General features: G+C 68.5%; 22 protein-coding genes. 7 read left to right on the top strand and 15 right to left on the bottom strand.

The window, feature by feature from the left end; translation table 11 throughout:
- Positions 1–219: 219 nt before the first annotated feature.
- Entirely contained in the window at positions 220–1,209 is a 990-nt protein-coding gene (locus IAE24_RS14190) for a porin (protein ID WP_016450048.1), read from the bottom strand.
- Between the two features lie 411 nt (positions 1,210–1,620).
- Positions 1,621–3,303, bottom strand: a complete 1,683-nt coding sequence (locus tag IAE24_RS14185; protein ID WP_013800409.1) for an MFS transporter — start codon at positions 3,301–3,303, stop codon at positions 1,621–1,623.
- A gap of 303 nt (positions 3,304–3,606) precedes the next feature.
- Between IAE24_RS14185 and IAE24_RS14180 the strand changes: the two genes are divergently transcribed.
- From IAE24_RS14180 to IAE24_RS14170, 3 genes are all read left to right on the top strand, one after another.
- The gene (locus IAE24_RS14180; protein ID WP_013800408.1) at positions 3,607–3,915 is read left to right on the top strand and encodes a DUF485 domain-containing protein; all 309 of its coding nucleotides are present in this window, start codon (positions 3,607–3,609) and stop codon (positions 3,913–3,915) included.
- Positions 3,912–5,645 carry a cation acetate symporter gene (locus IAE24_RS14175; protein WP_012207754.1) on the top strand — a complete coding sequence of 578 codons (1,734 nt, stop codon included), beginning with the start codon at positions 3,912–3,914 and terminating at the stop codon, positions 5,643–5,645. Before IAE24_RS14180 ends, IAE24_RS14175 begins: the two co-directional genes overlap by 4 nt.
- A 217-nt stretch (positions 5,646–5,862) precedes the next feature.
- Positions 5,863–6,498, top strand: a complete 636-nt coding sequence (locus IAE24_RS14170) for a YbhB/YbcL family Raf kinase inhibitor-like protein (protein ID WP_199960198.1) — start codon at positions 5,863–5,865, stop codon at positions 6,496–6,498.
- Between the two features lie 21 nt (positions 6,499–6,519).
- Here IAE24_RS14170 and IAE24_RS14165 read toward each other — a convergent pair whose 3' ends face one another.
- From IAE24_RS14165 to IAE24_RS14135, 7 genes are all read right to left on the bottom strand, one after another.
- Complete coding sequence (locus tag IAE24_RS14165) at positions 6,520–7,173, bottom strand: 3'-5' exonuclease (RefSeq protein WP_123695513.1); 654 nt, start codon at positions 7,171–7,173, stop codon at positions 6,520–6,522.
- Positions 7,170–9,023: a DUF294 nucleotidyltransferase-like domain-containing protein gene (locus IAE24_RS14160; protein ID WP_199960197.1), complete on the bottom strand. Its 1,854-nt coding sequence runs from the start codon at positions 9,021–9,023 to the stop codon at positions 7,170–7,172. The genes IAE24_RS14165 and IAE24_RS14160 overlap by 4 nt, the downstream gene beginning before the upstream one ends.
- A complete protein-coding gene (locus tag IAE24_RS14155) occupies positions 9,024–9,659 on the bottom strand; it encodes a DsbA family protein (RefSeq protein ID WP_013800404.1) in 636 nt (211 codons plus the stop codon).
- Positions 9,660–9,682: 23 nt separating this feature from the next.
- Entirely contained in the window at positions 9,683–9,925 is a 243-nt protein-coding gene (locus IAE24_RS14150) for a DUF1289 domain-containing protein (protein ID WP_049801477.1), read from the bottom strand.
- Entirely contained in the window at positions 9,925–10,428 is a 504-nt protein-coding gene (locus IAE24_RS14145; protein WP_013800403.1) for a YbaK/EbsC family protein, read from the bottom strand. Before IAE24_RS14145 ends, IAE24_RS14150 begins: the two co-directional genes overlap by 1 nt.
- Positions 10,429–10,430: 2 nt before the next feature.
- Positions 10,431–11,372 carry a hydroxymethylglutaryl-CoA lyase gene (locus tag IAE24_RS14140; RefSeq protein ID WP_043820259.1) on the bottom strand — a complete coding sequence of 314 codons (942 nt, stop codon included), beginning with the start codon at positions 11,370–11,372 and terminating at the stop codon, positions 10,431–10,433.
- 109 nt (positions 11,373–11,481) lie between these two features.
- Positions 11,482–12,390 carry a LysR family transcriptional regulator gene (locus IAE24_RS14135; RefSeq protein ID WP_088165659.1) on the bottom strand — a complete coding sequence of 303 codons (909 nt, stop codon included), beginning with the start codon at positions 12,388–12,390 and terminating at the stop codon, positions 11,482–11,484.
- A gap of 91 nt (positions 12,391–12,481) precedes the next feature.
- Between IAE24_RS14135 and IAE24_RS14130 the strand changes: the two genes are divergently transcribed.
- From IAE24_RS14130 to IAE24_RS14120, 3 genes are all read left to right on the top strand, one after another.
- Positions 12,482–13,444, top strand: a complete 963-nt coding sequence (locus IAE24_RS14130; protein ID WP_034397384.1) for a 3-hydroxyacyl-CoA dehydrogenase family protein — start codon at positions 12,482–12,484, stop codon at positions 13,442–13,444.
- Complete coding sequence (locus tag IAE24_RS14125) at positions 13,441–14,322, top strand: 3-keto-5-aminohexanoate cleavage protein (RefSeq protein ID WP_199960196.1); 882 nt, start codon at positions 13,441–13,443, stop codon at positions 14,320–14,322. The genes IAE24_RS14130 and IAE24_RS14125 overlap by 4 nt, the downstream gene beginning before the upstream one ends.
- A gap of 92 nt (positions 14,323–14,414) precedes the next feature.
- The gene (locus IAE24_RS14120; protein WP_199960195.1) at positions 14,415–15,449 is read left to right on the top strand and encodes a Bug family tripartite tricarboxylate transporter substrate binding protein; all 1,035 of its coding nucleotides are present in this window, start codon (positions 14,415–14,417) and stop codon (positions 15,447–15,449) included.
- A 9-nt stretch (positions 15,450–15,458) separates the two neighbouring features.
- Here IAE24_RS14120 and IAE24_RS14115 read toward each other — a convergent pair whose 3' ends face one another.
- The 5 genes from IAE24_RS14115 to IAE24_RS14095 form a co-directional block, all read right to left on the bottom strand.
- Positions 15,459–16,379, bottom strand: coding sequence for a 2-hydroxyacid dehydrogenase (locus IAE24_RS14115; protein WP_199960194.1), 921 nt, complete (start codon positions 16,377–16,379; stop codon positions 15,459–15,461).
- Between the two features lie 70 nt (positions 16,380–16,449).
- Positions 16,450–18,468 carry an acetyl/propionyl/methylcrotonyl-CoA carboxylase subunit alpha gene (locus IAE24_RS14110; RefSeq protein ID WP_099751274.1) on the bottom strand — a complete coding sequence of 673 codons (2,019 nt, stop codon included), beginning with the start codon at positions 18,466–18,468 and terminating at the stop codon, positions 16,450–16,452.
- Positions 18,469–18,519: 51 nt separating this feature from the next.
- Positions 18,520–19,269: a DUF4126 domain-containing protein gene (locus tag IAE24_RS14105; RefSeq protein ID WP_043820273.1), complete on the bottom strand. Its 750-nt coding sequence runs from the start codon at positions 19,267–19,269 to the stop codon at positions 18,520–18,522.
- Positions 19,270–19,335: 66 nt separating this feature from the next.
- The gene (locus IAE24_RS14100) at positions 19,336–20,121 is read right to left on the bottom strand and encodes an enoyl-CoA hydratase/isomerase family protein (protein WP_012207769.1); all 786 of its coding nucleotides are present in this window, start codon (positions 20,119–20,121) and stop codon (positions 19,336–19,338) included.
- A gap of 34 nt (positions 20,122–20,155) precedes the next feature.
- Positions 20,156–21,763: a carboxyl transferase domain-containing protein gene (locus tag IAE24_RS14095; protein ID WP_199960193.1), complete on the bottom strand. Its 1,608-nt coding sequence runs from the start codon at positions 21,761–21,763 to the stop codon at positions 20,156–20,158.
- A gap of 92 nt (positions 21,764–21,855) precedes the next feature.
- On the opposite strand from IAE24_RS14095, the gene IAE24_RS14090 reads away from it, so the two are divergent.
- Complete coding sequence (locus IAE24_RS14090) at positions 21,856–23,589, top strand: Na+/H+ antiporter (protein ID WP_013800394.1); 1,734 nt, start codon at positions 21,856–21,858, stop codon at positions 23,587–23,589.
- A gap of 44 nt (positions 23,590–23,633) precedes the next feature.
- Here IAE24_RS14090 and IAE24_RS14085 read toward each other — a convergent pair whose 3' ends face one another.
- Positions 23,634–25,352 carry an AMP-binding protein gene (locus IAE24_RS14085; protein WP_199960192.1) on the bottom strand — a complete coding sequence of 573 codons (1,719 nt, stop codon included), beginning with the start codon at positions 25,350–25,352 and terminating at the stop codon, positions 23,634–23,636.
- Positions 25,353–25,365: the final 13 nt, after the last annotated feature.

Below are 25,365 nucleotides of genomic sequence, written 5' to 3'. Positions count from 1 at the left end.
CTCACCCGGCACACCCTTCACCTGGGTGACGGCCAGCAGCGAGACGACGACAAAGGCCAGGCAACCGGCCGCGATGATCCTCATGGTTTTTTCCTTGATCAGGCTTTGAAAAGACGAGCCCAGACAAAAAGGCCCCGCACCTTTCGGTACGAGGCCTGATGGCAGGCAGGTGCTGATTGGAACAGACCTGCTTTGCTCGCGGCTTACGCCGCGCGGCGATCAGAATGCGTGGCGCACGCCGACGGCGAAGGACGAGAAGTCCGCGCCCTTCACGCCGGTCATGTAGTTGGCGCCGGCCTTGTTGTCCACCTTGGTGTAGTAGCCGTAGACCTTGGTGCGCTTGCTCAGGTTGTAGTTGTAGCCCAGGGTCCACTGGTTGGCGCCGGAGTCGGCAATGTTGCTCCACTTGTTGGCGTGGCCCAGGTTCACGTGGAACTCGGAAGCGCCCAGGGTGTACATGCCCGACAGACGGAAGTTGTTGCGCGTGCCGCGGATTTCTTCGTCGTTGCGCTGGTAGTAGCCGCCCAGCACGAACTGGCCGAGAGTGTAGGCAGCGCGGAAGGCCAGCTGCTTGTCTTCGTCGAACTGGCTGTAGCCGGCGCCCAGGGCCAGGGGGCCCACGTTGTAGTTGGCGGCCAGGTCGTAGCCGTTCTTCTTCTTGGCCAGGGCGGTGGCCTTCTCGTGCATGGAGACCGAGCCTTCCACCGTCAGGCCGCCGAAGTTGGGCGTGGTGTAGGAGATCTTGTTGGCGGTGCCCAGGCCGCTGGCGAACCAGACGGGATCGAAGTACAGCGCGTCGGAGGACGAACCCGTGTCATGGTTGTGCATGCTCACGTAGTCGGCCGTGGCGAAGTACGAGCCGGGGAAGAAGTTGCCCAGGCGCAGCATACCGAAGTTGCCCGACAGGTTCACTTCGCTCTGGCGGCCGAAGGTCAGCGCGCCGGTGGAGGAGGAGCCCATGCCGGTGTCGGAAGCGAAGCCGCTTTCCAGCACGAAGCCGGCCTTCAGGCCGCCGCCCAGATCTTCGACACCGCGCATGCCCCAACGCGAGGAGTTGTTCTCCATCTTGCTGACGCTTTCGTCACCGATCTTCTGGCGCTCGATCGTGGTGTTGATACGGCCATAGATCGTGACGCTGCTTTGCGCCATCACGGTGGTGGAACCCAGCACGGCCAGCACGGCCAGGGCAACGCGGTTCATCTTGATCATCTCGGCATCTCCTTGGGATTGTTGAGTGGGTATTCTTGAAATCTCAGGGCCGACTCCGGCTCTAGATCAGTGCCATTTGCGGCTGCTGCGGATTCTAGGTGCGGGCATGTCAAAAAATGTATGCCCGCCTCTGAAAATGCGCCATCTGATGCTTTGCTGCCACAGGCATGACATGGAAAACCATTAGAAGCACCCCCATTAGAAGCACCCAAAGAAAAAGCCCACGGCAAACCGCCATGGGCTTTCGTCAATGCAGCGCCACAAAACACAGTCGGATACTGCGCACACCGCATACAACCGGCGCGGCCCAACTCAGAGACGCCGAGCAAGAGCCGCCTCGCGGCGAGGGCGTCGTCCCCCTCCCGCGAAGCGAGAGAGGGGGAAGGCGCGTCAGCGCCTCAGGGGGAGCCCTCAATCATTCGCGTAGATATCCACATCCTTGGTCTCGCGCAGGAACAGCGTGCCGATGATGGCCGTGGCGCCCGCGATGACGATGGGATACCAGAGGCCGCTGTACATATTGCCGGTCTGGGCCACGATGGCGAACGACATGGTGGGCAGCAGGCCGCCGAACCACCCATTGCCGATGTGATACGGCAGGCTCATGGAGGTATAGCGGATGCGCGTGGGGAACAGCTCCACCAGCATGGCGGCGATGGGCCCGTAGACCATGGTCACGAGGATGACCAGGTAGGTCAGGATGGCGACCATCATGACCTTGTTCATCTTCGCGGGGTCGGCCTTGGTGGGGTAGCCGTCCTCGGCCAGCACCTTGGCCACGGTCTTCTTGAACTCGGCGTCCTTGGCCTTGGCTTCCTCGGGGCTCAGGCCCTTGATGGAGAACGAGGGGATCTCGGTGCTGCCGATGCGGATGAAGGCCGTCTTGCCGGGCGCTGCGTCCTCGGAGTCATAGCTGACCGAGCCTGCGGCCAGCAACTGCTTGGCCACGTCGCAGGAGCTGGTGAACTTGGAGGTGCCCGTGGGATTGAACTGGAACGAGCATTCCTTGGGATCGGCGACGATGACCACCTTGTTCTTGGCCTGTGCCGCAGCCAGGTCGGGGTTGGCCGCTTCGGTCAGCGCCTTGAACACGGGGAAGTAGGTCACCACGGCCAGCACGCAGCCCAGCATGATGATGGGCTTGCGGCCTATCTTGTCGGACAGCGAACCGAAGATCACGAAGAACGGCGTGCCGATGATCAGCGCCGCCGCGATCAGCAGATTGGCCGTCACCGCATCGACCTTGAGCTGCTGCGTCAGGAAGAACAGCGCATAGAACTGCCCCGTATACCAGACCACGGCCTGGCCGGCGGTCAGGCCGATCAGCGCCAGGATCACGATCTTGAGGTTGCGCCATTGGCCGAAGGACTCGGTCAGCGGGGACTTGGAGACCTTGCCCTCGGCCTTCATCTTCTGGAAGGCCGGCGACTCGGACAGCGTCATGCGGATCCACACCGAGATGCCCAGCAGCACGATGGACAGCAGGAAGGGGATGCGCCAGCCCCAGTCCGCAAAGGCCTGCTCGCCGATGGAGGTGCGCACGCCCAGGATCACCAGCAGCGACAGGAACAGGCCCAGCGTTGCCGTGGTCTGGATCCATGAGGTGTAGGCGCCGCGCTTGCCGTGCGGCGCATGCTCGGCCACATAGGTGGCCGCACCGCCGTACTCGCCGCCCAGGGCCAGGCCCTGCAGCATGCGCAGGCCGATGAGGATCACCGGCGCCGCCACGCCGATGCTGGCGTAGGTGGGCAGGATGCCGACGATGAAGGTCGACAGGCCCATGATCAGGATGGTCACGAGGAAGGTGTACTTGCGCCCGATCATGTCGCCCAGCCGCCCGAACACCAGTGCGCCGAAGGGCCGCACGATGAAGCCGGCCGCGAAGGCCAGCAGCGCGAAGATGAAGGCCGATCCCGCATCGAGCCCGCTGAAGAATTGCTTGGCGATGATGGCCGCCAGCGATCCGTAGAGATAGAAGTCGTACCACTCGAAAACCGTGCCTAGCGACGAGGCAAAGATCACCTTGCGTTCTTCCGGAGTCATGGGCCGCGGGGTCGCCTTGACCCCCGCGCCTTGCGATGCGTTGATAGCCATGTCTGTCTCCTTGATTTATTGAATTTGCAGCGGGTTTGACATTGGCCCGCCAATTCACTATCCGCCTGCCTGCTGACGCGAATCTGACTCACCTCTTACAGAAATTGACGGCGAACTGAACGATTTCTTACTAACTCAGCAGCAACCCTGATGCCGTCTTTTTCCATGTGAAAAGCACCGTAAAAACCCTGCCAAACCATGCTGCACTGCGTAAGCACTCGGTCAGAAGCGCTTTCCAGAATGCGCCGCAAGGCTGCAGATCCATGGGGCTGCCGCCGCGATTCCAACTTCAGGAGACAAACCATGACCGATCCGGTGGTAGACAAAATACAGCGCCATCCCAAATACCAGGAGTTGCGATCCAGACGCAATCGCCTGGGCCTTTTTCTGACGCTGCTGATGCTGGTCGTTTATTACGGCTATATCGCGCTGATTGCCTTCGACAAATCATTTCTGGCCCAGCCCATTGGCGCGGGCGTGACCTCGCTGGGCATCCCGATCGCCATGGGCGTGATCGTCTTCTCGGTGATCATCACCGGCCTCTACGTGCGCCGCGCCAATGGCGAGTACGACAAGCTCACCCAGGACATCCTGAAGGACGCCACGAAATGAAGAATTCCGCACAACGCATGCTGCTGGCGCCCGCCGTGGCGCTGGCCCTGACAGGGCCCGTGCTGGCCGCCGGCGGAGATGTCGGCGTGGCCGCCAAGCAGGCCACCAACTGGACCGCCATCATTCTCTTCACGGCCTTCGTCGTGGCCACGCTGTGGATCACCAAGTGGGCTGCGGGCCGCACCAAGTCGGCCGCCGATTTCTACACGGCCGGTGGCGGCATCACGGGCTTTCAGAACGGCCTGGCGATTGCGGGCGACTACATGTCGGCCGCCTCCTTCCTGGGCATCTCAGCCTCGGTCATGGCCAGCGGCTATGACGGCCTGATCTACTCCATCGGCTTCCTGGTGGGCTGGCCCATCCTGACCTTCCTGCTGGCCGAGCGCCTGCGCAACCTGGGCAAGTTCACCTTCGCCGACGTGGCCGGCTACCGCTTCTCCCAGACGCCGTTCCGCGCCTTCGCGGCCAGCGGCACGCTGGTGGTGGTGGCCTTCTACCTGATCGCGCAGATGGTGGGCGCGGGCCAGCTGATCAAGCTGCTGTTCGGCCTGGACTACTGGATCGCCGTGGTGCTGGTGGGCGGCCTGATGATGATCTATGTGCTGTTCGGCGGCATGACGGCCACGACCTGGGTGCAGATCATCAAGGCCTGCATGCTGCTGGCCGGCGTGACCTTCATGGGCTTCATGGTGCTGGCCAAGTACGGCTTCAGCCCCGAGGCGCTGTTCGCCGAAGGCGTGCGCGTGCGCTCCGAGATCGCTGCCAACAACGGCGCCGACCCCTCGGCCGCCGCCAAGGCGGGCCTGGCCATCATGGGCCCGGGCGGCTTCATCAAGGACCCGATCTCGGCCATCAGCTTCGGCATGGCGCTGATGTTCGGCACGCTGGGCCTGCCCCACATCCTGATGCGCTTCTTCACCGTGCCAGACGCCAAGGAAGCACGCAAGAGCGTGTTCTGGGCCACGACCTGGATCGGCTACTTCTACGTGCTGATCTTCATCATCGGCTTCGGCGCCATCACCCTGGTGCTGACCAACCCCGAGATGGCCGATACGGTCAAGGGCGTGATCCACGGCGGCGCGGGCACGGCCAACATGGCGGCCGTGCTGGTGGCCAAGAGCGTGGGCGGCGACGTGTTCTACGGCTTCATCTCGGCCGTGGCCTTCGCCACCATCCTGGCCGTTGTCGCGGGCCTGACGCTGTCGGGCGCCTCGGCCGTGTCGCATGACCTGTACGCCACCGTGATCAAGAAGGGCAAGGCCGACAGCGCCGCCGAGCTGCGCGTCTCGCGCATCACCACGCTGACGCTGGGCGCCATCGCCGTACTGCTGGGCATCGTGTTCGAGAAGCAGAACATCGCCTTCATGGTGTCGCTGGCCTTCGCGGTCGCGGCCTCGGCCAACTTCCCCCCGCTGCTGCTGTCGGTGCTGTGGAAGGACTGCACCACCAAGGGCGCGGTGATCGGCGGCTTCATGGGGCTGATCTCCTCCGTGGGCCTGACCGTGGTCTCGCCCCCGGTGTGGGAGGCCACGCTGGGCAACCCCGCAGGCTCGGCCTGGTTCCCCTACGCCTCGCCCGCGCTGTTCTCCATGACCATCGGCTTCGTGGGCGTGTGGCTGTTCTCGGTGCTCGACAAGAGCGCCCAGGCCGCCAAGGAACGCGCCATCTTCCCCGCGCAGCAGGTGCGCTCGGAAACAGGCCTTGGCGCCTCGGGAGCTTCGGGCCACTGAGCCATCGAGCCCCTCAGGCACCCACCATGAAAAGCCGGGCCCAGCGCCCGGCTTTTTCGTTGGCCCGGCAGCAGCCGCCCTCAGATTGATCGGCTGGAGAAGGCGCCTGATCGGATCTGCGATGGCCGGCGCCGTCCAGGCCTCTAGACTTGCGGGGTCTGCGCAGCTTCGCCTGTGCAGCACCGATTCCCTCTTCAACGCACAGGACAGATCCGACATGCAACTCATCAGCCAAAGCTTCCAGGACGGCCAGGCGATTCCCGGCGAATTCGCGTTCGCGGTGCCCGATGCGGCCTCGCACGTGGCGCTGTCGTCCAACCGCAACCCGCACCTGGCCTGGAGCGGCGCGCCTGCGGGCACGCAGTCCTTCGTCGTGGTCTGCCATGACCCCGACGTGCCCAGCCGCGGCGACGATGTGAACCAGGAAGGCCGCGAAGTGCCCGCCAGCCTGCCGCGCGTGGACTTCTTCCACTGGCTGCTGCTGGACATTCCGGCCGCCACCACCGAGATCGCGGCAGGCGCCCAGTCCGACGGCGTCACGCCGCGCGGCAAGAGCGGCCCGGCCGCCCCCGGCGGCCTGCGCCACGGCATCAACGACTACACGGGCTGGTTCGCGGGCGACGAGCAGATGAAGGGCGAATACTTCGGCTACGACGGCCCCTGCCCTCCGTGGAACGACAGCATCGTCCACCACTATGTCTTCACCGTCTATGCGCTGGCCACGCCCACGCTGGCGGTCTCCGGCGAGCTGACCGGCGCCAATGTGCGCGCGGCGCTGCAAGCCGGGCAGGTGCTGGGCAAGGCCAGCATCACCGGCCTGTACAGCCTGAACCCTGCGGTCTCCGCCGGTTGAGCGAACGCCTTTCCGGGCGCCCTACGTCGCGCCGGCCAGCCTGCGCAGCTTGATGAAGGCCAGCGCCGCCATCACGGCGTCGTTGAGCGCGTCGTGGGCCTCGCGCTGCGGCAGGCCCAGGTCGGCCATCAGCGTGGCAAAGCGCAGGTCGATCTCGGGCGCCTGCTGCTGCCAGGGCAGCAGTTGCCGGAAGCGGTGGTCGTAGTACAGGGCCGAGACCTCGATGCGCTCGTTGGGCAGGCCCGTGCCCAGCCAGGGGCGCAGCACGCGCTCGATCATGGCCACGTCGAATTCCAGGTAGTAGCCGACCAGCGGGCGGCTGCCGATGAAGCGCAGCAGCTGCGCCAGCGCGTCCTCGATGGCCAGGCCCCGGGCCAGGTCCCGCTCGCGCAGGCGGTGGATGCGCACGCTGTCGCCAGGCACGCTGCGCGAGGGGCGCACCAGCAGTTCCAGGCGTTCGCTGGACAGGATGCGCTCGCCCACGATGCGCACGGCGCCGATGGAGATGATCTGGTCGCAGCGCACATCCAGGCCCGTGGTCTCGCAGTCCAGCGCCACCCATTCGCCGGGCGGCGGCGCGTCGAAGAGAAAGGCATAGGCCGGGTCCGCCAGCCTGCGCCGCTGCCAGTTGCGCCGCAGGCCCGCCACCCAGCGCTGCAAGGGCGCCGCGCTCATACGGCGTCCAGCCGCAGGCGCAGGCGCAGCAGTTCGCGGAAGCGCCGCACCACGGCCAGCGTGTCCTTGAGCAGGTCGCGCTCCAGGCTGCTCAGGCGCGCCGGGTCCACATGGCCGGTGACGGGGCGGCCCAGGTCGATCTCGGCCAGCCCCGCCTGCAGGCGCAGGCCCATGAGGAAATGCAGGCCCTGGAGCAGCTCCTGGCCCTGGGCGCCGTCGAGCACGCCCTTGTCCACCAGGGCCGCGATGCGCTCGGCCGTGCCGGTGGCGGCGATGCGCTGGGACAGCGCCAAGCTGCGCACGCCATGCACGATGGGGAAGATGCCGGCCTTCTTGAGGTGCACGGGCGCGCCCTCGCCGCCGCGCCCCAGCAGCCGCTCCCACCAGCTGCCCGGCTCGTGCGCGAAGGCATCGACGGCCGAGGCGAAGCGCGCCACCTGGGCATCGCTGTCCAGGGACAGCGCCATCAGGTCGCGCCGCACCGTGGCCAGCAGCGCGGCATCGCCCGCCACGGCATGGGCGTCCAGGAAGATCGCCAGGTGCATGAGGCCCTCGGGGCCGGGCAGGATCAGCCATTCGCGCACCTGCCTGCCGAAGCTGGCCACCGTGCCGCGCCATTGCGGATTGCTGAGCATGATGCCGCCCGGGCATTCGGGGTAGCCGAAGCGCTGCAGCTGCGCGGAAAAGCGCGCGCAGATGGCATCGAGGTCCTGGGGCGGCGCATAGCCGTCGCGCAGCAGCAGGCCGTTGTCCTGGTCGGTCTTGAGCAATTGCTCGCCGCGCCCCTCGCTGCCCATGACGAAGAGGCAGCTGTGTGCCACCAGGTCCGGCGGCGCCAGCATCTGCCAGGCACGCTCGAACAGGCGCGCATTGAGCTGCTGCACCAGCCGCGCCATCAGGGCCACCCGCGTGCCGCCCCGGTGCAGGGCGGCCACCAGGCGCGTGATCTGGGCGGCGGCCTGCTCCAGCGCCTGCAGGTCGGCGGCCTGCTCGATCTGCACGGTGATCAGGTGGGAGTGGTTGGCCAGGAAGCTGAACAGGTCCAGCGCCTCCAGGATGCCCAGCACCTGGCCCTGTGCATCCAGCACGGCCAGCCGGTGCACGCGTGCACGCAGCAGCACGACCAGGGCATCGCCCAGCTGGTCGTCGGCGCGCACGGTGAACACGGGCTGGCTGGCGAATTCGCCCACGGCCAGCCGGTCCAGCGGGCGGCCGTCAAGGATGGCGCGCTGCAGCGTGGTGCCCGTGAAGATGCCCAGGCCGCCCTGCGGCAGTCCCGAGACCAGCACGCAGGTTGTGCGCTCTGCATGGAACAGGCGCACCACGGAGACGATGTCGGTGGCCGCATCCACCACATGGGCGGCACGCAGATAGGCCTGGTCCACGCGCGCCAGCGTCAGCGACTGCAATTCGTGCCGGTCGGCGCGCTGGGCCAATGTGCCCAGCTTGTGACCCAGGTCGGAGAACAGCAGTGCGCCAAAGGCCGTGTTGCGCGCGATCAGCTCGCCCACGGTTTCGCGCGCAAGCTGGTAGGCGATGAGCTCCTCGGCCACGGTGAAGCGGCTGCCCGTGCGGCCGGCCACCAGGGCGCGGCCGTCGAAGCTGTCGTCAGGACCGTAGCTGGCCAGCACCTCGTCGCCCTCGGTCTGCACCACATGGCCCTTGATGATGACGAAGAGGTGGGTGGGCACCGAGCCGGCGTCCAGCACCACGGCGCCCTCGGGAAAGTAGGCGATGTCCACGCCATCGCGCACCAGCGCCTGCTCGTCGGGCGTGAGGCAGTCGAAGGGAGAGGCGGCGAAGTTGAAGGCGTTGGGCATGGGGCGGGGCCGTTGTTCCAGCCCCGCCATTCAAACCTTCAGGCCTTGCTCCACGCTTGCAGCCGCGTCCCAGCCGCTGTCGAACCAGCTGTCGCCTTCCAGGTAGGCGCGCAGCATGGGCAGGCTGTCCAGGCCCCAGAAGAGGCGGCCATCGACCTCCCAGGCCGGCACGCCGAACAGGCCTTGCGCGGCTGCGGCGTCGGTGTTCTCGCGCAGCAGGCGCTTGGCGTTGTCCGCCGCATCCGTGCGCAGCTGCGGCGCCAGCGTGGCGCGCAGTGCATCGAGCCGCGCGGGGTCCAGCGCGTCGGCGCCGCCCAGCCAGACATGGCGCAGCACGGCGTCCGCCACAAAGCGGTTGATGCTGCCGTCATCGCTGCACTCCAGCGCCAGGCGCAGCAGCGGCAGCGGGTTGAACGGATGGCGGGCCGGCATGTCCAGCCCCACGCCCGTGGCATGGCCCAGCCAGCTCACATGGCGGTAGGTCCATTCGCGCTTGCCCGCGATGCCGGCCGGTCCCGGGTTGGCGTGGCGCTGCAGCAGCGCGCCCAGCAGCACGGGGCGGTACTGCATGTGGTGGCTGATGCCCTGCAGCGCCTGCGGCAGTTGCGCGAACGCCAGCCAGGCATAGGGCGAGATGAAGTCGAGATGGAAGGTGATCTGCTTCATGGCGGGTGCGTCGTGATGGGGATCTAGGGTGCGGTGGCCGCGATGCCTGCGCGCTCCAGCAGCGCGTTCCAGATCGCCAGGCGCTGCGGCGCATCGGACTTGGACCAGGCGCGGATCTCGTCGATGGTGCGAAAGCACCCTTCGCAATGGCTGCGGTCGGGCGTCATGCGGCAGACCGAGATGCAGGGCGAGAGCACGGGCTCCTCTTCGGCACGCGGAGCGTATGCGGCGCGGGCCTTCTGGGCCAGCATTTCCTTGGGGCCCATCATGCCGCCACCTCCTGCACCACGTCGGCCCAGGGCGCGCCGGCCAGCAGTTGCAGCGCGGCCGGCGTGGCCGCGAACACCGCATGCGGATGGCCGGCGGCAGCCCAGACCGTGTCGAAACGCTGCAGCTCCCGGTCCACCAGGGTCACGGGCGTGTTGGCATGGGCCACGGGGCTGACGCCGCCGATGGAAAAGCCCGTCTGCGCCTTGACGAAATCGGCGTCGGCACGGCCCACGGGGCCGACCAGGGCGGCGACTTTCTTCTCATCCACGCGGCGGTCGCCCGAGGCCACGACCAGCACGGCCACGCCGTCGCTGCGGCGGCGGAAGATGATGCTCTTGGCCACCTGGCCCACGAGGATCCCCAGCTGGTCGGCCGCTTCCTGGGCCGTGCGCGCGGCGCCGTCCAGCATGCGCGGGCCATCGCCGTGGCCGGCCTGCTGCAGGAAGGCCGCCACGCGCTGCACGCCTTCGGGAAGATGGTGGAGTTCAGATCCGCACATGCTCACACCGCCTCGCATGCAGCCGCGCTGGCGCGCTTGGTGAGCAGTGCCTTGGCCACGCGCGATTGCGTGGGGCGGCCCAGGTGGTCGCTGATGAACTGGCCGGCGTCAATCAGCTTGTCCAGGTCGATGCCGGTCTCGATGCCCATGCCCTGCAGCATGTAGACCACGTCCTCCGTGGCCACATTGCCCGTGGCGCCCTTGGCGTAGGGGCAGCCGCCCAGGCCCGCCACCGAGGTGTCGAACTGCCACACGCCCAGCGACAGCGCGGCCAGCGTGTTGGACACGGCCTGGCCGTAGGTGTCGTGGAAGTGGCCCGACACATCGTCGATGGCGAAGTGCTGCAGCGTGGCCTCGATGGCCTTGCGCACCTTGACGGGCGTGCCCACGCCGATGGTGTCGGCCACGCCCACATGCTGCACGCCGATGCCCTTCATGAGGCCGGCCAGGTAGGCCACGCGCTCGGGGGCGATCTCGCCTTCGTAGGGGCAGCCCACGGTGCAGCTCATGGCGCCGCGCACGTAGATGCCCTGGGCGCGGGCGGCCTCGGCCACGGGAGCGAAGCGCTCGATGCTTTCGGCAATGGAGCAGTTGATGTTCTTCTGGCTGAAGGCCTCGCTGGCTGCGCCGAAGACCACGATCTCGTCGGGCCACAGTTCGCGCGGCGCCGACAGCGCGGCCTCCAGACCCTTCATGTTGGGCGTGAGCACGCTGTAGCGCACGCCGGGGCGGCGGACGATGCCGGCCATGACTTCGGCGTTGTCGGCCATCTGCGGCACCCATTTGGGGCTGACGTAGCTGGTGACCTCGATTTCCTTGAGGCCGGCTTCCTGCAGGCGGTGCACCAGCTCGATCTTGACGGCGGCGGGCACGGGCTGTTTTTCATTCTGCAGGCCGTCGCGGGGGCCTACATCGACGAGTTTGACGCGGGAAGGAATGCTCATGGGGTGTTCTCACCGGGATGACGGGTACGGCCCCTATTGTCCAGGCTTGCAGGTCCGGGCACCACCCCATATCCTGCCGGGCCATGCACAACGGCTGCCAGCGCCCCCTTCAGCCCGGCAGGGCCGCCATTTCCTCGCGCAGCATCTCCACCATGCGCGCGGCAGCCGGCGACAGGCGGCGGCCGCTCAGGCGCACCAGGCCGATGGGGCGGCGCAGCACCGGCCGTGCCAGCGGGCGCGCCACCACCTCCAGCCGCTGCACCACCTGCGCGGCCAGCAGCGGCAGCGCGCTCACGCCCAGATCGGCGGCCACCATGGCCGCGATGGTGGCCAGGTGCTCCACGGCGTACTGGGGCGCAAAGCGTATGCCGTGGGTCAGCAGGGCCTCGTCGGCGTACTGCCGCACGCTGGTGCCGGCCGGCATGGAGATGTGAGGCAGATGGGCCACGTCGGCCCAGCCCAGATCGCCGCGCCCGCGCGCCAGCGCATGGCCGCGGCCCAGCAGCAGCACGAAGCGGTCGGAGGCCAGGGGCAGGTAGTCCAGGTCGGCATAGGCGGGGTTGGCCGCCGTGAGCGCAAAGTCCACGCGGCCCGCGCGCACCATGTCGAAGGCCGGCCCGGCCAGGCTGTCGAACAGCTCCAGGTGCACGCCCGGATGCTCGGCCGCGAAGCGCGCCAGCACGCGGGGCAGCAGGCCCGCGGCCAGCGAAGGCAGGGCCGCCAGCGCCAGCCGGCCCACCTGCACCTGGGCCACCTCCTGCACGCGGCGCACGGTCTCGTCCATCTGGTGGCGCAGGATGCGCGCCTGCTCGGCGAAGACCTCGCCGGCCTGTGTCAGTTCCACGGCTCGCGTGGTGCGCTCGAACAGGCGCGCGCCCAGCATCTCTTCCAGCCGCGCCAGCGTGCCCGAGACGGCCGACTGCGACAGGTGCATCTGCAGCGCCGTGCGCCGAAAGCTCAGCGAATCGGCCAGCGCCAGAAAGACATCGACCTCGCGGGCCGACCAATTGATCTTCATGGCCGATCAGTTTATCGAAAAATGCGTCTTTACCGTTCAATGACGGCTGCCTAGACTGCGCCTCAAATCCATGAAATCAGCAGGAGACAGCATGCACAGCAGTTCGCCGCGCAACGCGCGCACGGTGGTCGTCGGGGGAGGCACCATGGGTGCCGATGTGGCCGTGGTCCTGGCCCGGGGCGGCGCCCTGGTGACCGTGGTCGACCCCGGCGCGGCACGGCGCGAGCTGCTGCTGCAGCACATTGCCATCGAGCTGGCCACGGCCGGCTTTGCCCGGTGCGCGTCCCAGGTCTCGGTCTGCGCGGCGCTGGAGGATGTGGCCTGGGATGGCGTGGCCCTGGTGGTGGAATGCATCACCGAGCGGCTGGATGCCAAGCAGGCGCTGTTCGCCGAACTTGAGGCGCATGCGCCGGCCGACGCCGTGCTGGCCAGCAACAGCTCGGGCTTTCCCATCAGCGCCATCGCCAGCGGCCTGCCCACGGCGCAGCGCATGCTGGGCCTGCACTTCTTCATGCCCGCCCATTTGGTGCCACTGGTGGAAGTGGTGCTGGGAGAACGCAGCGACCCGGCCCTGGGCCAGTGGCTGCACGGCTTCATGCGCGGCTGCGGCAGCGTGCCGGTGCTGGTGAAGAAGGACAAGCCCGGCTTTCTGGCCAACCGCATGCAGCATGCGCTGTCGCGCGAGGCCTTCGCCCTCATCGACGAGGGCATTGCCTCGCCCGAGGATGTGGATGCCGCCGTGCGCTTCGGCTTCGGCTTTCGCTTCCTGGCAGCCGGCCCCGTGCTGCAGCGCGACCATGCGGGCATCGAGGTGCACTGCGCGGCCGCCGCCACCATGTACCCCACGCTGTCCAACACCGATGTGCCGGCCCAGGCCCTGCGCGATCGCGTGGCGCGTGGCGATCTGGGCATGAAGACCGGCAAGGGCTTCTTCGACTGGCCCGAGGACCGCCGCCTGGCCGAGCGTGCCCGCTACGACGCGCTGCTGCGCCAGGGCCTGGCCCTGCTGGCCAGCGAGCTGCCGGTGCCGGAGCAGGCACAGGACACGCCATGAGCACGCCGGTCCCCACGTCAACCGCGTCGCCCACATCGCCCACGTCAACCACGTCGCAGTGGAGCGACCCGCTGATCATCACCGTGGCCCCCAATGGCGCCTACAAGCAGCCGGCCGACCACCAAGCCCTGCCGGTCACACCTCAGGCGCTGGCCGCCACGGCACGCGCCTGCCTGGATGCCGGCGCGGCCATGATCCACATGCACATCCGCGACGCCCAGGGGCGCCACAGCCTGGATGTGGACGGCTACCGCGAAGCCTGGCGCGTGGTGCGCGAGACCGTGGGCACGGACATGGTGGTGCAGATCACCAGCGAGGCCGCCGGCGTCTACCGCGCGCCCGAGCAGATCGCCATGGTGCAGGCGCTGCGGCCCGAGGCCGTCTCCATCGGCCTGCGCGAGATCGACCAGCCCGAGATCGGCGATGCAGGACTGGCGCACTTTTTCACGGGCCTGGTGCGCGACCAGGTCATGGTGCAGGTCATCCTCTACGACGTGGCCGACCTGCGCCGCTGGCAGGCGCTGCGCGCCCAGGGCGTGGTGCCCGAGGCGCCCTGGTTCCTGCTCTTCGTGCTGGGCCGCTACAGCGCGGGCCAGACCTCGCGGCCCCAGGACCTGCTGTCCTTTCTTGCGGCGCATGACGGCGGCGAGCCCTGGGCCGTGTGCGCCTTCGGCGCCACGGAAAACACCTGCATCGCGGCAGCCGCCGCGCTTGGCGGCCATGCGCGCGTGGGCTTCGAGAACAACCTGCTGGCCAAGGACGGCCATACCGCGCCCGACAACGCCGCCCTGGTCCGCCAGGCCGTGGTGTCCGCCCAGGCGCTGGGCCGCCCCCTGGCCACGGCCGACGACATACGCCGGCGCTTCACACCGGGCTGAGCACCAGGCGCCTTACAGGCCGATAAGCCGATAAGCCCATGAGCCCGCACAAGACGGGCCTTCCATTCCAACCACAGGCAGGAGACACAACCATGCAACAGCCCACCCACGGCACGCGGCGTGACGCCATCGCCAAAATCAAGGCAGCCACCGCATTCACGGCGCTTCCCCTGGCCTTCATGGCCCTGGGCCTGGCGGGCCAGGCCTCGGCCCAGACCCCGTCGCCGGCGTTCCCCAGCAAGACCATCCGCTTCGTCGTGCCCTACCCGCCCGGCGGCCCCACCGACCTGATGGCACGCATGCTGCAGCCCGAGCTGCAGCAGCGCCTGGGCGTGACCGTCATCGTGGAGAACAAGAGCGGCGCGGGCGGCAACCTGGGCAGCGCCGAGGTGGCCCGCCAGGCACCGCCCGACGGCCACACCCTGCTGCTGGCCGCCAGCGGCCCCATGGCCGTGAATTCCTCGCTGTACAAGAGCATGCCCTTCAACCCGCTCAAGGACCTGGAGCCCGTGGTGCAGCTGTCGGCCTTCCCGCTGGTGCTGGAGGTCCATCCCTCGCTGGGCGTCAAGACCGTGGCCGAGCTGCTGGCCCTGGCCAAAACGGGCAAGACGCTGAGCTTTGCCTCGGCCGGCAACGGCACGCCCCAGCACCTGGCGGGCGAGCTGTTCAACTCCATGGAGCAGGTCAAGCTGGGCCATGTCCCCTACCGGGGTGCGGGACCGGCACTCAACGACCTGATCGGCGGCCAGGTGGGCGTGATGTTCGACATCGTGGGCAGCTCGCTGCAGCACATCCAGGGCGGGCGCCTGATCCCGCTGGCCGTCACCTCGGCCGAGCGCAGCAAGGTGCTGCCCGACGTGCCCACCATGGCCCAGGCCGGCGTGCCCGGCTACCAGATCACGGGCTGGCATGGCATTGCCGTGCGCGCAGGCACGCCGCCCGCCGCCATCGACAAACTCAATGCCACGGTCAACGCCATCTTCAAGGACCCGGCCTTTCGCACGCGCTGGGAGGCCATCGGCACGCCGGCCGTGGGCGGCACGGCGGCCGAATTCGGCGCCTTGATCAATAGCGACTCCCAGCGCCTGGGTGCCCTGGTGCGCAGCACCGGCGTGACGCTGGACTGAGCGCGCCGGTCAGTAGCCGCGCCGCAGGTCCACGCGGCCGCTCACGGCCTCGCCCCGGCTCAGCGCCGCGACCTTGCCCACGATCTGCTCCACGCTGTCGCGCGCCAGGGTGCGGGCCGAGGTGTGGGGCGTGAGCGTGATGCGCGGATGCCGCCAGAAAGCATGGCCGTCGGGCAGCGGCTCGGTGCGGAACACGTCGAGCAACGCGCCGGACACATGGCCCCCGTCGATGGCGGCGATGAGGTCCTCGTCCGCCACATGGCCGCCGCGTCCCACGTTGATGACATAGGCGCCCGGCTGCAGCAGGGCCAGGCTGCGCGCGTCGATGATGCTGTCCGTCTCGGGTGTCAGCGGCAGCAGGTTGACGAGGATGCGGGTGGCGCGCAGAAAGGCGTCGAAGTCCTGCGGGCCGCAGAAGCCCCGCACGCCGTCGATGGCATGCGGCGTACGGCTCCAGCCGTTGACGGGGAAATCGAACACCGTCAGCGCGCGCGCCACGCGCTCGCCCATGCGGCCCAGCCCCATGACGCCCACGGGGTAGTCCACGCGCCGAGGATTGGGCCGGTGCTGCCACAGGCCGGCGGCCATGTCGGCCTCGTAGCCGTCCAGGCCCCGGAAGAAGCGGATCACGGCCTGGCTGACATATTCGGCCATCTGCACGGCCATGCCGGCGTCCTCCAGGCGGTAGACGGGAAGGTCGGGTGGCAGGCGCAGCGGCAGCAGCGCATCGACGCCGGCGCCGATGTTGAACACGGCCTTGAGGCCGGGCTGCTCGTCGATGAAGCGCTGGGGTGGCGCCCAGACCAGGGCGTAGTCGGCCTGCGGCGCGCCCGGCGACCAGATGTCCACCTCGGCGCCCGGCAGGGCCGCGCGCAGTCCTTGCAGCCAGGCGTCGGGCCTGGTGTCTTCGCAGCAGAAAGTCACTCGCATAGGGGGACAAGCCTAACGGCCTGGCGACGCCCACGCGCGACTTTTGCGCAAAACTGTCTTGCCTGCGGGCTCAGCTTTCCAGGCGCAGCAGCTCGGAGCCTTCGGTCACCTGGTCGCCGGGCGCATACAGCAGCTCGGCCACCACGCCGTCGCCGGGCGCGGCGATGGTGTGCTCCATCTTCATGGCCTCCATCACGGCCAGCGGCTGGCCCTTGCTGACCTTGTCGCCGGCCTTGACGGCAAAGGAGACCACCTTTCCCGGCATGGGCGCCGTCAGGCGGCCGCCTTCGGACTGCACCTCGCCCGCATGGGCCAGCGGATCGGCAAGGCCCAGCACGGCCGCGCCCTGGGGGGCGAACACATGGCATTGCTCGCCCAGCACATGGACCTGGGCGCGCAGGCGCTGGCCCGCGAACTGCACGTCGAAGGCGCCGTCCCCGGCCTGTTGCCAGGACAGCAGGCCCTCGGCGAGGGACTCGCCCTCGCCCACGGCCAGTTGCAGCGCGCCGTCATGCAGGTAGCGCAGGCGCGCGGGCACGGCGGCCTCGCCCTGGCGGAAGTCCCAGCGCCGCTCGGCCACGCCGTGCGAGCGCCAGCCGTCGCGGCGGCTGAAGGGGTCGGCGGTTTCCTGGGCGCGCTCGGCCTGCAGCACCTGGGCCACGGCGGCGGCCACGGCCTGGGCCTGCGGCAGGCGCTGCTGGTGGAACAGATGCTGCTTCTCGCGCTCGATCAGCGCCGTGTCCAGCTTGGCGGTTGCAAAGGCATCGCTGGCGATGACCAGGCGCAGGAACTGCACATTGGTGGCCAGGCCCACGATGCGTGTCTCGGCCAGGGCGGCATCGAGCCGCGCCAGCGCCTGTTCGCGCGTGTCGCCATGCACGATGAGCTTGGCGATCATGGAGTCGTAGAAGGGGCTGATGGCATCGCCCTCGCGCACGCCATCGTCCACGCGCACGTCGCCGACATGGAAGCTGGCGCAGTCGGGCTTGCGGTAGACGTGCAGGGTGCCGGTGGCGGGCAGGAAGCCGTTGTCGGGGTTTTCTGCGCAGATGCGCGCCTCGATGGCGTGGCCGGTGATGCGCAGCTCGTCCTGCCGCTTGGGCAGGGGCAGGCCGCTGGCCACGCGCAGCTGCCAGTCCACCAGGTCCTCGCCCGTGATGGCCTCGGTCACCGGGTGCTCGACCTGCAGGCGGGTGTTCATTTCCATGAAGTAGAACTTCATGGCCTCGGGCTGGTCGTAGCCGCCGGGCTGCTCGACGATGAATTCCACCGTGCCCGCGCCCACGTAGTTCACGGCCTGGGCGGCGGCCACGGCGGCCTCGCCCATCTTCTGGCGCAGCGCAGGCGTCATGCCGGGCGCGGGGGACTCCTCCAGCACCTTCTGGTGGCGGCGCTGCACCGAGCAGTCGCGCTCGAACAGGTAGACGCAGTTGCCCTGGGTGTCGCCAAAGACCTGGATTTCGATGTGGCGCGGGCGCAGCACGTATTTCTCGACCAGCACGGCATCGTCGCCGAAGCTGTTGATGGCCTCGCGCTGGCAGCTGGCCAGGGCGGCGGCAAAGTCCTCGCTGCGCTCGACCAGGCGCATGCCCTTGCCGCCGCCGCCGGCGCTGGCCTTGATCAGCACCGGGTAGCCGATGCGGTCGGCCTCGCGCTGCAGCAGCTGCGGGTCCTGGTCGGCCCCGTGGTAGCCGGGCACCAGGGGCACGCCGGCCTTTTCCATGAGCTGCTTGGAGGCCGCCTTCAGGCCCATGGCGCGGATGGCCGAGGGCGGCGGGCCGATGAAGACCAGGCCGGCATCGGCGCAGGCCTGGGCGAATTCCTCGTTCTCGCTGAGAAAGCCGTAGCCGGGGTGGATGGCCTGGGCGCCCGTGGCCTTGGCGGCCTCCAGGATGCGTTCCCAGCGCAGATAGCTGTCCTTGGGGGCGCTGCCGCCGATGTGCACGGCCTCGTCGCAGGCCTGCACATGCTTGGCGCGGGCATCGGCGTCCGAGTACACGGCCACGGTGCGCACGCCCATGCGGCGGGCGGAAGCCGCGACGCGGCAGGCGATTTCACCGCGGTTGGCGATCAGGATCTTCTTGAACATGCGTTATCTCCAGTGTTTTCTCTGCAGCCCCGGTCATTCGGCGACCGGCGGCTATGGTTTTTGATTCATCGCGGGAGACCCGCCCAACAGCGAGCGCAGGCGCTGCACCACGGCCTTGAGAAAGCGCCACAGCGCCCAGGTCAACAGCCACAGGGCGATGACCACGACCAGCAGCACGGCGGCGAAGGCCAGCGGATGCGTGAGCGCCAGCCAGATCGCGCCCACCGAGGCACCGTCCTCCACCAGGCTCGCGCCCACGTTGGAAAACGGCTCGGGCGAGGTGTTGATGGCCGCGCGCGCCGTGCTCTTTGCCACCTGGCTGGACAGGGCCAGCGAGCCGCCCATCAGGGCCGCCATGGTGGCCATGGTCGCGCTGTCGGCGCCGAAGACGCCGGCCGCCAGCGCCGCGCCCGCCGGGATGCGGATCACGCTTTGCAGCAGGTCCCAGACCGAGTCCACGCCGGGGATCTTGTCGGCGAAGAACTCCACGAACAGCAGCGCGCCGCTGGCGAACAGCAAGGCCGGATGCTCCAGCACATGCAGCCCGCCAGGCAGCGCCACCCAGCCCAGCGCCCCCAGCAGCCCGGTCACGAAGACCACGGCGTAGAGCCTAAAGCCGCTGGCCCAGCCCAGTGCGGCGGCCAACGCCAGCAGGCCCGCCATGTCCATGCCGCTGGTGGCCTGGCCCACGCGCTCGGCCACTTCGCCAGCCGCCTCGCTGACCGTGTGGTGCACGGCCGGGCCCGGGTACAGGCCCACGGACTGCAGCCACTGGACGAGGGAGTCGGTCAGGGTGCTCATGGTGTTGGCTCGGCGTTGGCTCGGCGTTGCTCGGTGGTGGCGCGATGAATGGGCGGCCCGCGCGTGTCAGGCCAGCCAGGCCGGCTTGCGCTTTTGCAGGAAGGCCTGCACGCCCTCCTTGCCCTCGGCGCTGGCGCGGATGTCGGCGATGCCTTCGACGGTGGCGGCGATCAGCTGCTCATTGATCTCGCGCTCGGCCACGTCGATCACCAGGCGCTTGCAGGCACGGGCGGCGGCGGGACCGGCGCTGACCAGGTGCTTGAGCAGGCCGTCCACGGCGTTGTCCAGCTCGTCTGCCGCCACCACGCGGTGCACGAAGCCGATGCGCAGCGCCTCGGCCGCGTCGAAGCGCTCACCGGTCAGGAAGTAGCGGTGGGCAGCGCGCGCGCCCATGGCGCGGATCACGTAGGGGCTGATGGTGGCGGGGATCAGGCCGATCTTCACCTCGGACAGGCAAAAGCCCGCGCCCTCGGCGGCCACGGCCATGTCGCAGGCAGCGACCAGGCCCATGCCGCCCGCGTAGACATCGCCCTGCACGCGCGCGATGGTGGGCTGCGGGCATTCGTAGATCACGCGCAGCATTTCGGCCAGCAGGCCGGCGTCCTCGCGGTTCTCGTCGCGCGAGTAGTCGGCCATGCGGCGCATCCAGTTGAGGTTGGCGCCTGCGCAAAAGGCCGGGCCCTCGGCGGCCAGCACCACGGCGCGCACGTCGCTGCGCTTGCCCACGGAGTGGAAGGCCTGGGTGATGTCGGCGATGACCTCGTCGCTGAAGGCATTGCGCACTTCGGGCTGGGTCAGCGTGATGGTGGCCAGGGGGCCCTGGAATTCGAGGGTCAGTGCGGTGGTTTTCATGAAGTACCTCGCTGCAAGGAAAGAGGGGCCGCCGTCACATGCGGAATACGCCGAAGCGCGTGTCCTCTATGGGAGCGTTGCGCGTGGCCGCCAGGCCCAGCGCCAGCACGCGGCGCGTGTCGGCGGGGTCGATGACGCCATCGTCCCACAGGCGCGCCGTCGCGTAATAGGGGTGGCCCTGATCCTCGTACTGCTGGCGGATGGGGGCCTTGAAGGCCTCTTCCTCCTCGGCCGTCCACTGGCCGCCCTTGGCCTCGATGCCGTCGCGCTTGACGGTGGCCAGCACGCTAGCCGCCTGCTCGCCGCCCATGACCGAGATGCGCGCGTTGGGCCACATCCACAGGAAGCGCGGCGAATAGGCGCGGCCGCACATGCCGTAGTTGCCCGCGCCGAAGGAGCCGCCGATGATGATGGTGAACTTCGGCACGGCCGCCGTGGCCACGGCCGTGACCAGCTTGGCGCCGTGGCGGGCAATGCCTTCGTTCTCGTACTTGCGGCCCACCATGAAGCCCGTGATGTTCTGCAGGAAGACCAGCGGGATCTTGCGCTGGCAGCACAGCTCGATGAAGTGCGCGCCCTTGACGGCCGATTCGCTGAACAGGATGCCGTTGTTGGCGATGATGCCCACCTGCATGCCCTCGATGCGCGCAAAGCCGCAGACCAGGGTGGCGCCGAAGCGGGCCTTGAACTCGTCGAAGCGGCTGCCGTCCACCACGCGGGCGATGATCTCGCGCACATCGAAGGGCTTGCGCGTGTCCACGGGGATCACGCCGTACAGCTCGCCGCCGTCGAACAGCGGCGCCTCGGGGGGCAGGTCGCCAACCGAAGGCTGCTTGGCATGGTTGAGGTTGGCCACGGACTGGCGCGCCAGCGCCAGCGCGTGGGTGTCGTTGTGGGCCAGGTGGTCGGCCACGCCCGACAGGCGCGTGTGCACGTCGCCACCGCCCAGGTCCTCGGCGCTGACCACCTCGCCCGTGGCGGCCTTCACCAGCGGCGGGCCGCCCAGGAAGATGGTGCCCTGGTTCTTGACGATGATGGACTCGTCGCTCATGGCCGGCACATAGGCGCCGCCGGCCGTGCACGAGCCCATGACCACGGCGATCTGGGCAATGCCCTCGGCGCTCATGTTGGCCTGGTTGAAGAAGATGCGGCCGAAGTGCTCGCGGTCGGGAAACACATCGTCCTGGTTGGGCAGGTTGGCACCGCCCGAGTCCACCAGGTAGATGCAGGGCAGCCGGTTCTGCGCGGCGATCTCCTGGGCGCGCAGGTGCTTCTTCACCGTCATCGGGTAGTAGGTGCCGCCCTTCACCGTGGCGTCGTTGCACACGATCATGCAGTCCACGCCGCTGACGCGGCCGATGCCGGCGATCAGGCCCGCGCCGGGCGCGTCGTTGCGGTACATGTTGAGCGCGGCCAGCGGCGCGATCTCCAGAAAGGGCGTGCCCGGGTCCAGCAGCATGGCCACGCGGTCGCGCGGCAGCAGCTTGCCGCGCGCCACGTGCTTGGCGCGCGCGGCCTCGCCGCCGCCCTCGGCGACCTTGGCCACCTGGGCCTGCAGGTCTTCGACCACGGCGCGCATGGCGGCGGCATTGGCCAGGAAGTCCGCCGAACGCGGATTGAGTTGGGTGCCCAGAATGCTCATGTGTGGCCTCTTCTTGTGTTTGCCCGATGCGGGCGCTTGGTTTTTTCGAATGTGCTGCAAAGAACGGCGGCCCGGGCTGGGGAAAATGCCGTATGCACACCGTTGAAATCGTCTTGCTCGTTTTGCTGCTGGGGGCACTGACCGGCATTGCCGCGCGCTATGTGCGCGCCATCCCGCTGCCGCTGATACAGATCGCCCTGGGAGCGCTGATCGCCTGGCCGCAAAAGGGCCTGCACATCGCCTTCGATCCCGAGCTGTTCCTGCTGCTGTTCATCCCGCCGCTGCTGTTCGCCGACGGCTGGCGCATCCCCAAGCGCGAGTTCTTTTCGCTGTACCGCCCCATCCTGCGCCTGGCGCTGGGCCTGGTGCTGTTCACGGTGGTGGGGCTGGGCTGGCTGATCCACTGGCTGGTGCCCGGCATGCCGCTGACCGTGGCCTTCGCGCTGGCCGCCGTGGTCTCGCCCACCGATGCCGTGGCCGTCTCGGCCATCACGCGCAACCTGGGCATGCCCGAGAAGACCATGCACATCCTCGAAGGCGAGTCCCTGCTCAACGATGCCTCGGGCCTGGTGGCGCTGAAGTTCGCCATTGCCGCCACGCTGACCGGCCTGTTCTCGTGGACCGAGGTGGCCAAGGAATTCATGTGGATGGCCCTGGGCGGCCTGGGCGTGGGCACGCTGATCGGCTGGGGCTTTTCCTATGCGCGCAGCACCATCACGCGCCGCCTGGGCGACGTGGCGGCCACGCAGATGGTGCTGCTGCTGATCCTGCTGCCCTTCGCCGCCTACATCGTGGGCGAAAAGATCGGCGTGTCGGGCATCCTGTCGGCCGTGGCCGCGGGCATTGCCACCAACTTCGCCGACCTGGAGCGCAGCAGCTACATCAGCGAGCGGCTGCAGACCGAGGGCACCTGGAGCATGGTGGAAGCCTCGTTCAACGGCGCCATCTTCCTGCTGCTGGGCCTGCAGCTGCCCTCCATCATCGGCGTGACGCTGCACGATGCGGGCAGCGAATGGTGGGTGCTGGTGGGCTATGTGGTGATCATCTCCAGCGCGCTGCTGCTGATGCGCTGGATCTGGCTGACCCTGGGCGTGCAGCGCAGCCTGGCTCGCGCCCACTTCCAGGGAAAGATGGCAGAGCGCCCCTCGCACCTGCTGAACCTGGCCACCACCATGGCCGGCATACGCGGCGCCGTGACGCTGGCCGGCGCGCTGTCCGTGCCCATGCTGCTGAACAACGGCCAGCCCTTTCCGGGCCGCGAGATGCTGATCTTCCTGGCCACCGGCACCATCTTGTTCACCCTGGTTCTGGGCAGCATCGCGCTGCCGCTGATCCTGCGCCGCATGCCCCAGCCCGGCGAATCGCCCACGGTGCGCGAGGAGCGCCTGGCGCGCGTGGCCGCCTGCCAGTCCGCCATTGGCGGGCTGACGCTGAGCGAGGAAGAGATCCAGGGCCACACGCCCGAATGGGTGGCCATGCACCAGGAGGTCATGGGCCACCTGACGCAGGAGTACCGCAACCGCGTCCAGCTGCTGGACGACGGCAGCGGCACGGCCTCCAGCATCGAGATCCAGCGCGAGGCGCCCGAAGTCGTGCGCCAGCGCAAGCTGCGCTACCTGCTGGAGATCGAGCTGCGCCTGCGCTGCATCCACCAGGAGCGCGACGCGCTCTACGCCGAGCGCCAGGCCCACCGCATCAACGACGAGTCGCTGCGCCGCCTGGTCAGCGAGCTGGACATGCAGGAGATCTCGCTGCGCAAGCGCCTGGTGGTGGCGCGCCGCGCTGCAGCCTCGGCCGTGGCCGCGCCCGAGGGCGGCACGCACTAGGCGGCACGCGGTGGACAGCTGGCGGCAGCGCATGAAAGCAGCCCTCAGGCGGTCCTGGCCGGGCGAAGATCCAGCATGGCGATCATCTCGTCGCGGATCTTGAACTTCTGGATCTTGCCGGTCACCGTCATCGGGAAGGCCTCGACGAAGCGGATGTAGCGCGGCACCTTGTAGTGGGCGATCTGGCCCTTGCAGAAGTCGCGCACGCCGTCTTCGGTCAGCGTCTGGCCGGGCTTGACGATGATCCAGGCGCACAGCTCCTCGCCGTAGCGCGCGTCGGGCACGCCGACCACCTGCACGTCCTGCACCTGGGGATGGCGGTAGAGGAATTCCTCGATCTCGCGCGGGTAGATGTTCTCGCCGCCGCGGATCACCATGTCCTTGATGCGGCCGACGATGTTCACGTAGCCCTGCTCATCCATGGTGGCCAGGTCGCCCGTGTGCATCCAGGCATCGTCGTCGATGGCCTCGCGCGTGCGGGCCTCGTCCCCCCAGTAGCCGTGCATGACCGAGTAGCCGCGCGTGCACAGCTCGCCCGAGACGCCGGGCGCCACCACCTCGCCCGTGGCCGGGTCGACGATCTTCACCTCCAGGTGCGGCTGCACCTTGCCCACGGTGGACACGCGGCGCTCCAGCGGCGTGTCGGCATCGCTCTGGCAGCTGACGGGGCTGGTCTCGGTCATGCCGTAGGCGATGGTGATCTCGGACAGGTGCATGTCGCTGACCACGCGCTTCATCACCTCGATGGGGCAGGGCGAGCCGGCCATGATGCCGGTGCGCAGCGTGCTCAGGTCGAACTCCTTGAAGCGCGGGTGGTCCAGCTCGGCGATGAACATCGTGGGCACGCCGTGCAGGCCCGTGCAGCGCTCGGCCTGCACGGTCTCCAGCACCAGCAGCGGATCGAATCCGTCATTCGGGTAGACGATGGCCGAGCCATGCGTGAAGCAGGCCAGATTGCCCAGCACCATTCCGAAGCAGTGGTACAGCGGCACGGGAATGCACAGCCGGTCCTCGGGCGTCAGCCGCATGCACTCGCCGATGAAAAAGCCGTTGTTCAGGATGTTGCGGTGGGTCAGCGTGGCGCCCTTGGGAAAGCCCGTCGTGCCGCTGGTGAACTGGATGTTGATGGGGTCGGTGTTCTTCAGCGTGGCGGCCACGGTGTCGATGCGCGCATCCTGCGCATCACCGCGCGCCAGCAGGCTGGAAAAGCGCAGCATGCCGGGCTGCTCTTCGCCCTGCCCTGCCACGTCGATCCAGACCACGCTGCGCAGCTGGGGCAGGCGCGCGCAATGCAGGCGGCCGGGCTCGGCCGTGGCCAGCTCGGGTGCCAGTTCGCGCAGCATGCCCAGGTAGTCGCTGGTCTTGAACTGCGCCATGGTCACCAGCGCCTTGCAGCCGACCTTGTTGAGCGCGTACTCCACCTCGGAGGTGCGGTAGGCCGGGTTGATGTTGACCAGCACCAAGCCGACCTGGGCCGTGGCCAGCTGCATCAGCACCCATTCGGCGTTGTTGTGCGACCAGATGCCGACGCGATCGCCCTTGTCCAGCCCCAGGCCCAGCAGCGCGCTGGCCAGGCGGCGCGCCTCGGTGTGCAGGCCGGCATAGCTGTAGCGCAGGCCCTGGTGGCGGCTGACCAGGGCCTCGCGATCGGGCTGGCGGGCCGCCATGTCGGCAAAGAAATCGCCGATGGTCTGCTCGATCAGCGGCACATCGGTGCGGCCTTGGGCATGGCTGGAAGCGAGCGGGGCGTTCTGGGCGGGCATGCGTTGTCTCCTG

Origin of the sequence: Delftia sp. S65, assembly GCF_016516495.1 — a bacterium.
GTDB lineage: Bacteria > Pseudomonadota > Gammaproteobacteria > Burkholderiales > Burkholderiaceae_C > Comamonas > Comamonas acidovorans.
This window is presented reverse-complemented; position numbering and strand designations above follow the sequence as displayed.

Coding starts and splice junctions, on each gene's coding strand:
- IAE24_RS14160 (WP_199960197.1), bottom strand. CDS start 9,023: ATGGCGGGGCTGGAACAACGGCCCCGCCCCATGCCCAACGCCTTCAAC.
- IAE24_RS14095 (WP_199960193.1), bottom strand. CDS start 21,763: ATGAGCATTCTGGGCACCCAACTCAATCCGCGTTCGGCGGACTTCCTG.
- IAE24_RS14150 (WP_049801477.1), bottom strand. CDS start 9,925: ATGGGCCCCAAGGAAATGCTGGCCCAGAAGGCCCGCGCCGCATACGCT.
- IAE24_RS14170 (WP_199960198.1), top strand. CDS start 5,863: ATGCAACTCATCAGCCAAAGCTTCCAGGACGGCCAGGCGATTCCCGGC.
- IAE24_RS14115 (WP_199960194.1), bottom strand. CDS start 16,379: ATGCGAGTGACTTTCTGCTGCGAAGACACCAGGCCCGACGCCTGGCTG.
- IAE24_RS14140 (WP_043820259.1), bottom strand. CDS start 11,372: ATGAGCATTCCTTCCCGCGTCAAACTCGTCGATGTAGGCCCCCGCGAC.
- IAE24_RS14135 (WP_088165659.1), bottom strand. CDS start 12,390: ATGAAGATCAATTGGTCGGCCCGCGAGGTCGATGTCTTTCTGGCGCTG.
- IAE24_RS14100 (WP_012207769.1), bottom strand. CDS start 20,121: ATGAAAACCACCGCACTGACCCTCGAATTCCAGGGCCCCCTGGCCACC.
- IAE24_RS14165 (WP_123695513.1), bottom strand. CDS start 7,173: ATGAGCGCGGCGCCCTTGCAGCGCTGGGTGGCGGGCCTGCGGCGCAAC.
- IAE24_RS14145 (WP_013800403.1), bottom strand. CDS start 10,428: ATGTGCGGATCTGAACTCCACCATCTTCCCGAAGGCGTGCAGCGCGTG.
- IAE24_RS14105 (WP_043820273.1), bottom strand. CDS start 19,269: ATGAGCACCCTGACCGACTCCCTCGTCCAGTGGCTGCAGTCCGTGGGC.
- IAE24_RS14185 (WP_013800409.1), bottom strand. CDS start 3,303: ATGGCTATCAACGCATCGCAAGGCGCGGGGGTCAAGGCGACCCCGCGG.
- IAE24_RS14175 (WP_012207754.1), top strand. CDS start 3,912: ATGAAGAATTCCGCACAACGCATGCTGCTGGCGCCCGCCGTGGCGCTG.
- IAE24_RS14085 (WP_199960192.1), bottom strand. CDS start 25,352: ATGCCCGCCCAGAACGCCCCGCTCGCTTCCAGCCATGCCCAAGGCCGC.
- IAE24_RS14110 (WP_099751274.1), bottom strand. CDS start 18,468: ATGTTCAAGAAGATCCTGATCGCCAACCGCGGTGAAATCGCCTGCCGC.
- IAE24_RS14125 (WP_199960196.1), top strand. CDS start 13,441: ATGAGCACGCCGGTCCCCACGTCAACCGCGTCGCCCACATCGCCCACG.
- IAE24_RS14155 (WP_013800404.1), bottom strand. CDS start 9,659: ATGAAGCAGATCACCTTCCATCTCGACTTCATCTCGCCCTATGCCTGG.
- IAE24_RS14190 (WP_016450048.1), bottom strand. CDS start 1,209: ATGATCAAGATGAACCGCGTTGCCCTGGCCGTGCTGGCCGTGCTGGGT.
- IAE24_RS14120 (WP_199960195.1), top strand. CDS start 14,415: ATGCAACAGCCCACCCACGGCACGCGGCGTGACGCCATCGCCAAAATC.
- IAE24_RS14180 (WP_013800408.1), top strand. CDS start 3,607: ATGACCGATCCGGTGGTAGACAAAATACAGCGCCATCCCAAATACCAG.
- IAE24_RS14090 (WP_013800394.1), top strand. CDS start 21,856: ATGCACACCGTTGAAATCGTCTTGCTCGTTTTGCTGCTGGGGGCACTG.
- IAE24_RS14130 (WP_034397384.1), top strand. CDS start 12,482: ATGCACAGCAGTTCGCCGCGCAACGCGCGCACGGTGGTCGTCGGGGGA.